The sequence below is a fragment of the Pseudomonadota bacterium genome (assembly GCA_030860485.1).
Lineage (GTDB): Bacteria > Pseudomonadota > Gammaproteobacteria > JACCXJ01 > JACCXJ01 > JACCXJ01.
Genome location: JALZID010000352.1, coordinates 1 through 7,300 on the forward strand (window position 1 = coordinate 1; position 7,300 = coordinate 7,300).

Sequence of the window (7,300 nt, forward strand, 5' to 3'; positions counted from 1 at the left end):
GCGTCGGGATCAGGGCGACGCCCATCGCCGAGGCCATGCTGGCCTTGGTGCTCATGGACCACCTGCTGCGCCACCGCGCCCAGAACCTCGAGGTGCGCTCCGAGACCCCGGTGGTCCCGGCAGCTCCCGAGAGCTTGTGATGAAGCGCCACTGGCTCATGAAATCCGAGCCCTCGTCGTTCAGCGTCGACGACCTCCTGCGCCGCCCGCGCCCGACCGAGCCCTGGGATGGGGTCCGCAACTACCAGGCGCGTAACCTGATCCGCGACGAAATGAAGCCCAAGGACCTCGCATTCTTCTATCATTCGAGCTGCGACGAGCCGGGCGTTGCGGGGGTCATGGAGGTGGCCAGTCCGGCCTACCCAGATCCCACGGCCTTCGATCCCAGCCACCACCACTTCGACCCCGACAGCTCGCCGGACAGCCCGCGCTGGCTCCTGGTCGACGTGCGCTTGGTGCGCAAGCTCCGCCGCATCATCACGCTCACGGAGCTCCGGACCCATCCCGAGCTTTCGGGTCTTCCGTTGCTCAAACGCGGCAATCGCCTGTCGGTCATGCCGGTGAGCCCGGCGCATTGGGACTTCATTTTGGGACTCGAATAGGGGCGAGGGCTACGCGCCCACGACCAGCACCGCCGCGCCCTGGACCCGGCCGGCCTCGAGGTCGTCGAGGGCCTCGTTGGCAAGCGCCAACGGATAGGGCACTACGGTGGTCCGCACCGGGATGCGTGGCGCGAGTCGCAGGAGCTCCTCGCCGTCCCGGCGGGTAAGGTTGGCGACCGAGCGCACCACGCGCTCGCCCCACAGGATCCGATACGGGAACGACGGGATGTCGCTCATGTGGATCCCGGCGCACATCACCGTCCCGCCTTTGACGAGGGCCCTCAGGGCCGCGGGAACCAACGCGCCGACCGGTGCGAAGATGAGCGCGACATCGAGCGGCTCGGGCGGCGCGGTGTCCGCATCGCCGGCCCACACGGCGCCCAGCGCCAGAGCGAAATGCTGGGCTTCGGCATCCCCACGCCGGGTGAAGGCGTACACCTCGCGGCCCTGGTAGCGCGCGATCTGGGTCACGATGTGGGCCGCGGCCCCGAAGCCGTAGACGCCGAGCCGTCGCGCATCGCCCGCCAGGCGCAGCGCGCGGTACCCGATGACCCCGGCACACAGGAGCGGCGCGGCCTCGACGTCGGAAACGCCGTGTGCGAGCGGGAAGCAGAAACGCGCATCGGCCAGGGCGTACTCGGCGTAGCCGCCGTCCTCCCGGTAGCCCGTGAATCGGGCAGAGTCGCAGAGGTTCTCGGCGCCCCGCTCGCAATAGCCACAGATCCCGCAGGTGGACCAGAGCCATGGCACCCCCACGCGATCGCCCAAAGCGAACCCGGTCACCAGAGGCCCGAGATCCGCGATGTGAGCAACGATCTCATGTCCCAGGACGAGCGGCAGCTTGGGATCGGGCAACTCCCCGCGCGCCACGTGCAGATCCGTGCGGCACACCCCGCAGGCCGAGATGCGCACCAGGACCTGACCGGGACCCGGGTGGGGGAGCGGGATGTCCGCGAGGGCCAGCGGCGTGCCGGGCGCGCTGAGGACCATGGCGCGCATCGCTCAGGCGCTCCCTGGCGACCTAGAACGCCGCGCTCTGCGCTGCCTCCGGCTCATCGCGATAAAAGAGATACACCAACTCGTTGAGATAACGATAGCCCCACTCGGTCGGTCTGATCCAACCGGCCCGGACCTCGATGAGCGCACGCTCACGGGCCTCTTCGAGCGTCGCTTCAATGGCTTCAACCGGCAGACCGGTGCGCTCCGTGAAGAGCGAGAGCGGGAAGCCGGCGCAAAGCCGCAGCGCGTTCATCATGAACTCGACCGTGAGTTGCGCCTCGGTGAGCGGGCGGCCCTCGATGATGGCCGCGGGAAACCCAGCGCCGTTCATATAGGAGCCGTTCATATAGGACAGGGGCTTCGCGCGTTTCACGGTCCGCACGATGCGCCCGTTGGCGAGATCGCTGAGCTTGCCGTGCGCCCCGGCCCCGATCCCCAGATAATCCCCGAACTCCCAGTAGTTGCGGTTGTGACGGCATTCGGCCCCGGCGCGCGCGTAGGCCGAGACCTCGTACTGGAGGTAGCCGCGCTCGCGCAGCAAGGCGCGGCCCGCTTCGTAGGCCGCGAACACCTGGTCATCGTCGGGTAGCTCGGGCGGGTGGCGATAGAACGCCGTATTGGGCTCAATGGCGAGCTGATACCAGGACAGGTGCTCGGGTCCGAGCGTCATCGCCTGCGAAAGGTCCTGAAGGCTGCCGTCTACGTCGTCTTCCGGGAGCCCGAACATGAGGTCGAGGTTGATGTTGGAAACGCCTGCCCGGCGCGCCGCCTCGAAGGCGCGTAGCGCATCGTCGACACTGTGGATGCGACCCAAGACGGCGAGCTGCCGCGCGCGAAAGCTCTGCACCCCGATGGACAGGCGGTTGACACCCGCGTCTTGGTAGTCCACCAGGCGGCCGTAGTCCACGCTACCGGGGTTGGACTCCACGGTCACCTCCACCGGGGCCGCCACCTTGACCCGTGCCCGGACTCCCGAGAGCAGACGACGCACCGCCTCTCCAGACAAGAGACTCGGCGTGCCCCCCCCGATGAAGATGGTCTGCACCTCGCGGCCGCCGATCCGGCCAGCCTCGTGCTCCAGATCACGGAGCACGGCCGACACATAAGCCGTTTCGGGGAGCATCCCCTGGAGCTCGTGCGAGTTGAAATCGCAGTACGGGCATTTACGCACGCACCAAGGGATGTGGATGTAGAGGGACAGCGGTGGTGGACCCCGCTCGGAAGGGATGGGCGGCGCGCCAGAAACGACGTTCGGACCCGTCATACCACGCACGTCCAAAAACCCGGTTACCGAAGGGGCGATTTGTGACCGTGGCCGACGTTGTCGGTCTTCAGTAACCCGTCCCACAGGCGGCGTAACTGCCGCAGGGCCTGGCCGCGGTGGCTCAGCCGATTCTTGACCACAGGCGCCAGCTCCGCGGCCGAGCATCCGTGGCTCGGTACGTAGAACACCGGGTCGTAACCGAAGCCGTTCGTGCCGCTCGAGGCGTGCAATACCCGCCCTTCCCAGACGCCGTGCGCGATCAGCGGGACGGGGTCCTCTGGGTATCGCAGATAGGCCAAGACGCAGTGAAAACGCGCGCTACGCCGCTCGTCGGGGACGTCCGCCATCTCGGTGAGCAAGCGCGCGAGGTTGTCGCCATCGCTCGCCCCCTCGCCCGCATAGCGCGCCGAGTAGATCCCCGGGGCGCCCTGGAGCGCGTCCACCTCCAGGCCGGAGTCATCGGCGAGCGCCGACCGGCCGGTATGCAGGGCGGCATGGCGGGCCTTGATCAAGGCGTTCTCGACGAAGCTCCTACCGGTCTCGGCCAGCCCCTCGGGCACGAAAGGCATGATCGCGATCCCGAGCGCGCCAAGGACCTCGGTGATCTCATGGAGCTTACCGGCATTCCCGGTCGCGACCACGAGCGTCCGGTCAGGCGCCGCCGGGGTTTGCTTCTTCATCCCTGGGGCATTCATCCCTGGCCCAGCGCCGCGCGCTGTATCTCGATGACCGCCGCGATGCCGCCGCGCGCAAGCCCGAGCATCGCCTCCAGCTCCTCCATCCGGAACGCATGCCCCTCCGCGGTGCCCTGGATCTCGACGAAATGCCCCTGGTCGTTCATCACCACGTTCATGTCGGTCTCGGCATCCGAATCCTCGGCGTAATCGAGGTCCACGACCGGAATACCGCGGTAGATCCCGACCGACACCGAGGCCACGAAGCCGTGCACGGGGCTCTGGGACAGGAGCCGCCGCCGTTCTAGCGCCGCCACGGCTTCGACCAGGGCGACATAACCGCCCGTTACCGAGGCGGTGCGCGTACCGCCGTCGGCCTGCAGCACGTCGCAGTCGATCACGATGGTGCGCTCGCCCAGGGCCTCGAAGTCCACCGCCGAACGCAGGGCGCGCCCGATGAGGCGCTGGATCTCGAGCGTCCGCCCGCTCTGCCGGCCGTCCGCCGCCTCGCGCCGCATGCGCGTCCCGGTGGCGCGCGGGAGCATGCCGTACTCGGCCGTGACCCAGCCGCGGCCGGCCCCGCGCAAGAACGGCGGAACTCTTTCCTCGACGCTCGCCGTACACAGCACCTTCGTGTCCCCGTATTCGATCAGCACCGAGCCCTCCGCGTGCCGCGTGTAACCGCATCGCAGGGAAATGCGGCGTAACTCGCCGGGGGCGCGACCGCTCGGGCGCATCACTCTCGCTGTGGCTGGAAAAGGACGGGCATTATAACGCCCCGAGACCGCCGGCCCGGAGGTTTGCGCGCCGTGCTCGAAACGCTACCATGATGCCTGGTTGCGGAGGACGGAGTGCCGCGGGGATGGCAGACAGCATGACGGGTTACGCCCGTGAATCCGCGAGCGGGGCGTGGGGCCGGGCGACCTGCGAGCTGCGCTCCGTCAACCACCGCTATCTCGAGGTTACGCTGCGCCTCCCCGAAGAGCTGCGCGCACTGGAGGGCCCGTTTCGCACCGCCATCGGCCAGTACCTGCAGCGCGGCAAGGTGGAATGCACCCTGCGCTACGAACCGGCCGCCGAGGCGAGCGGGGGGGCCACGGTCAGGCTCGACCTGGTGCGCCAGATCATCGGGGCCTGCCGTGAGGTCGAGGAGATGACAGGGGCCCAGGCACCGGTCAGCGCGCTCGACCTCCTCAAATGGCCGGGGGTCGTGGAGCTGTCCTCACCCGATCTCAACCTGCTCCAGGGACCCTTGGTCTCGCTCCTCGAGGCCACGCTCGCCACGCTCGGCGAGGGCCGCCGCCGTGAGGGCGAGCGGCTGGCTGCGCTCATCGCCGGGCGCTGCGATTCGGCCCTGGTAGAACTCGCTCGGGTGCGGGGAGGGGTGCCCGCCGCCCTCGCGCAGCTCCGCGAGCGGCTCCTGGCACGCGCACAGGAGCTGTCGGCGAGCCTCGACCCCGGGCGTCTGGAGCAGGAAATGCTGCTCCTCACCCAGCGTCTCGATGTAGCGGAGGAGCTGGACCGCCTCGGCATCCACATCGATGAGGTCAAGCGCCTCCTGGCCGCCCGCCAGCCGATAGGGCGGCGCCTGGACTTCCTGCTCCAGGAGATGCACCGCGAGGCTAACACCACCGCCTCCAAGTCCGGGCACCCCGACACCAGCGGCGCCGCCATCGAGCTCAAGGTGCTGATCGAGCAGATGCGCGAACAGGCCCAGAATATTGAATGATAGATGGCGATGACATTAAAGGCGGCACCTCGCAGCATGTTGAGATCCCTTCTCCCTCGAGGGAGAAGGGTAGGATGAGAGGGAATCGGGTCAAACTCTTGCCAACCCTCTCCCGCCAGACAAGGGGATTTCGCTAGCTGTGCTCAGTACGAATGACGCGGAAGCGGGTGACCAGGTGATCCACGCCGGAGACCAACGAGCCTCGGGGCGTCTCTACATCGTCTCCGCGCCCTCCGGTGCGGGCAAGACCAGCCTGGTCAAGGCCTTGGTCGCCACCCATCCCGATATCGCCCTGTCGGTCTCCTACACCACCCGCCCCATGCGCGCCGGGGAGCGCGAGGGCAGCGACTATCACTTCGTGGACCTGCCGACCTTCGAGGCCATGGTGGAAAGCGCCGCCTTCCTGGAGCATGCCCGCGTCTTCGATCATCTTTACGGGACCTCGAAGGGATGGGTCGCGTCGCGCCTCGTCCAGGGCATAGACGTGATCCTGGAGATCGACTGGCAGGGCGCCCGCCAGGTACGCGCGGCACGGAGCGACTGCACCGGGATCTTCATCCTGCCGCCGTCCTGCGAGGTGCTGGAGGCGCGCTTGCACGGCCGCGGCGGGGACCGGGAGGAAGTCATCCGGCGCCGCATGCGGGACGCCGTCGCCGAGATCTCGCACTATGCCGAATACGATTATCTGATCGTCAACGACGAGTTCGACCGGGCGTTCGCCGATCTCGAGGCCATCCTGCGGGCGGACCGGCTGACGCTAGGGCGCCAGCGACTGGCGCTGGCCCCGCTGCTCCAAGACCTCATGCGGTGATCGCTCCCTCTTCCGGGCAAGCCGTGATCATCAATACTGATCACCTCGACCGTTGCGTCGGCACCCTCGAATCGTCGTTGGACGTGTACCGGCAGGCCCAACCGGGCAGCATCGATCAAGAGGTCAGCCATTATTTCATGAGCTCACCCAGGAAACCGGCTTCGAGCTGCTCAAGCGGGCGCTCCAGGATTTTGGTGACGGCAGGAGAAGAACTGGATGCCATGCCCGGGAAAGAAATCCTCAGGCCAGCACTCTTCGGCCTGGATGACCCCGTGCAAGCCGAAGCCGTTGCTGAGCAACTGGACGTGCCGACGCCCTACCGGTTCGACGTAAAGGCCTACGGGAGCATCGCGGATGGCCCGCTGCGCGAGCACATCGTGCGCGTCGGCGTTTCTGTATCGGCGCGATCCGCCGGACCGGGCTGAGGCAAAAGCCGCGAAGAGCGCGTAACGCAAAACGGTATAGGCGTTTTCGGCGAATGGAAACCGCCGCCTGATAAAAAGCGCCGGATGCCGTAGATCGCCATCCGGCCAATGACTGCCGAATGCGTTCTTCAACGGCCCGAGCCGCGCGCCTTCGTGTCGGAAGCTGCGCTTCATGTGGGTCGAACTGTCATTGAACGGATCGTTTTCTACCACCCACTCATGCGTGTTCGCGACATCACGATAATCGTCGCTGCCGTCGGCCGAAACACCCAGCTTCATCGCGTTCCAAAGACCATAGAGGTCGTCCCCTGAGATCCGGCCATGAAGCGAGGGGTCGCTGTTTGGGCAAAGCGAGCGGAACCCGAGGAACTTTTCCACTGTCGCGCAACGGCACTGCCGCGAAGGGTATTCTTCGAGCAGGGTCTTTGATAAGCTAGATCGCTTCAATTGTCGGCGCGCCGGCGCCCTACGGAGGCCCCCGATGGCCAGGATCACCGTGGAAGACTGTCTTCCTTTCGTCAAGAACCGCTTCGAGCTCGTGCTCCTGGCGAGCAAGCGGGCGCGCCAGATCGCCATGGGCTCGCGGCCGCTGGTTCCCGACGAGAACGACAAGCCGGCCGTCATCGCGCTGCGTGAGATCGCCGCGGGGCGCATCAGCATGGCAACCGTCGACGTCATTGAGGCCAAGGAGAAAGGCGAGGACCCCTTCTCGGTGTTCAACGACCCCACGGGCTGAGTCCGACGGGATGGACTCAGAGCTTGTGAAAAAATCTGCTGCGCTCGGGATCTCGCGTTCC

The 7,300-nt window shown here is 67.0% G+C and carries 10 protein-coding genes; 6 read left to right on the plus strand and 4 right to left on the minus strand.

The window, feature by feature from the left end:
• Both M3461_21845 and M3461_21850 read left to right on the plus strand, forming a co-directional pair.
• Nucleotides 1-140: chorismate synthase (locus tag M3461_21845; protein MDQ3776799.1), on the plus strand; the 140-nt coding region annotated here is incomplete at its 5' end.
• Complete coding sequence (locus M3461_21850) at nucleotides 140-601, plus strand: EVE domain-containing protein (GenBank protein ID MDQ3776800.1); 462 nt, start codon at nucleotides 140-142, stop codon at nucleotides 599-601. The genes M3461_21845 and M3461_21850, both read left to right, overlap by 1 nt.
• A 9-nt stretch (nucleotides 602-610) precedes the next feature.
• On the opposite strand, the gene M3461_21855 is transcribed toward M3461_21850, so the two are convergent.
• Genes M3461_21855 through rph form a run of 4 tightly spaced genes read right to left on the minus strand, consistent with a single transcriptional unit; the run spans nucleotide 611 to nucleotide 4,275 of the window.
• Nucleotides 611-1,600, minus strand: a complete 990-nt coding sequence (locus M3461_21855) for a zinc-dependent alcohol dehydrogenase family protein (protein MDQ3776801.1) — start codon at nucleotides 1,598-1,600, stop codon at nucleotides 611-613.
• Nucleotides 1,601-1,622: 22 nt separating this feature from the next.
• Entirely contained in the window at nucleotides 1,623-2,864 is a 1,242-nt protein-coding gene (hemW, locus tag M3461_21860) for a radical SAM family heme chaperone HemW (protein MDQ3776802.1), read from the minus strand.
• Nucleotides 2,865-2,887: 23 nt separating this feature from the next.
• Nucleotides 2,888-3,544 carry an RdgB/HAM1 family non-canonical purine NTP pyrophosphatase gene (gene rdgB / locus M3461_21865; GenBank protein MDQ3776803.1) on the minus strand — a complete coding sequence of 219 codons (657 nt, stop codon included), beginning with the start codon at nucleotides 3,542-3,544 and terminating at the stop codon, nucleotides 2,888-2,890.
• A gap of 11 nt (nucleotides 3,545-3,555) precedes the next feature.
• The gene (gene rph, locus M3461_21870) at nucleotides 3,556-4,275 is read right to left on the minus strand and encodes a ribonuclease PH (GenBank protein MDQ3776804.1); all 720 of its coding nucleotides are present in this window, start codon (nucleotides 4,273-4,275) and stop codon (nucleotides 3,556-3,558) included.
• Between the two features lie 125 nt (nucleotides 4,276-4,400).
• Between rph and M3461_21875 the strand changes: the two genes are divergently transcribed.
• From M3461_21875 to rpoZ, 4 genes are all read left to right on the plus strand, one after another.
• Nucleotides 4,401-5,267, plus strand: a complete 867-nt coding sequence (locus M3461_21875) for a YicC family protein (protein ID MDQ3776805.1) — start codon at nucleotides 4,401-4,403, stop codon at nucleotides 5,265-5,267.
• 178 nt (nucleotides 5,268-5,445) lie between these two features.
• Complete coding sequence (gene gmk / locus M3461_21880; GenBank protein MDQ3776806.1) at nucleotides 5,446-6,078, plus strand: guanylate kinase; 633 nt, start codon at nucleotides 5,446-5,448, stop codon at nucleotides 6,076-6,078.
• Between the two features lie 23 nt (nucleotides 6,079-6,101).
• A complete protein-coding gene (locus M3461_21885; GenBank protein ID MDQ3776807.1) occupies nucleotides 6,102-6,503 on the plus strand; it encodes a hypothetical protein in 402 nt (133 codons plus the stop codon).
• Nucleotides 6,504-6,984: 481 nt separating this feature from the next.
• Nucleotides 6,985-7,239: a DNA-directed RNA polymerase subunit omega gene (rpoZ, locus tag M3461_21890; GenBank protein MDQ3776808.1), complete on the plus strand. Its 255-nt coding sequence runs from the start codon at nucleotides 6,985-6,987 to the stop codon at nucleotides 7,237-7,239.
• Nucleotides 7,240-7,300: the final 61 nt, after the last annotated feature.

Coding starts and splice junctions, on each gene's coding strand:
- M3461_21850 (MDQ3776800.1), top strand. CDS start 140: ATGAAGCGCCACTGGCTCATGAAATCCGAGCCCTCGTCGTTCAGCGTC.
- M3461_21855 (MDQ3776801.1), bottom strand. CDS start 1,600: ATGCGCGCCATGGTCCTCAGCGCGCCCGGCACGCCGCTGGCCCTCGCG.
- hemW (MDQ3776802.1), bottom strand. CDS start 2,864: ATGACGGGTCCGAACGTCGTTTCTGGCGCGCCGCCCATCCCTTCCGAG.
- rdgB (MDQ3776803.1), bottom strand. CDS start 3,544: ATGAAGAAGCAAACCCCGGCGGCGCCTGACCGGACGCTCGTGGTCGCG.
- rph (MDQ3776804.1), bottom strand. CDS start 4,275: ATGCGCCCGAGCGGTCGCGCCCCCGGCGAGTTACGCCGCATTTCCCTG.
- M3461_21875 (MDQ3776805.1), top strand. CDS start 4,401: ATGGCAGACAGCATGACGGGTTACGCCCGTGAATCCGCGAGCGGGGCG.
- rpoZ (MDQ3776808.1), top strand. CDS start 6,985: ATGGCCAGGATCACCGTGGAAGACTGTCTTCCTTTCGTCAAGAACCGC.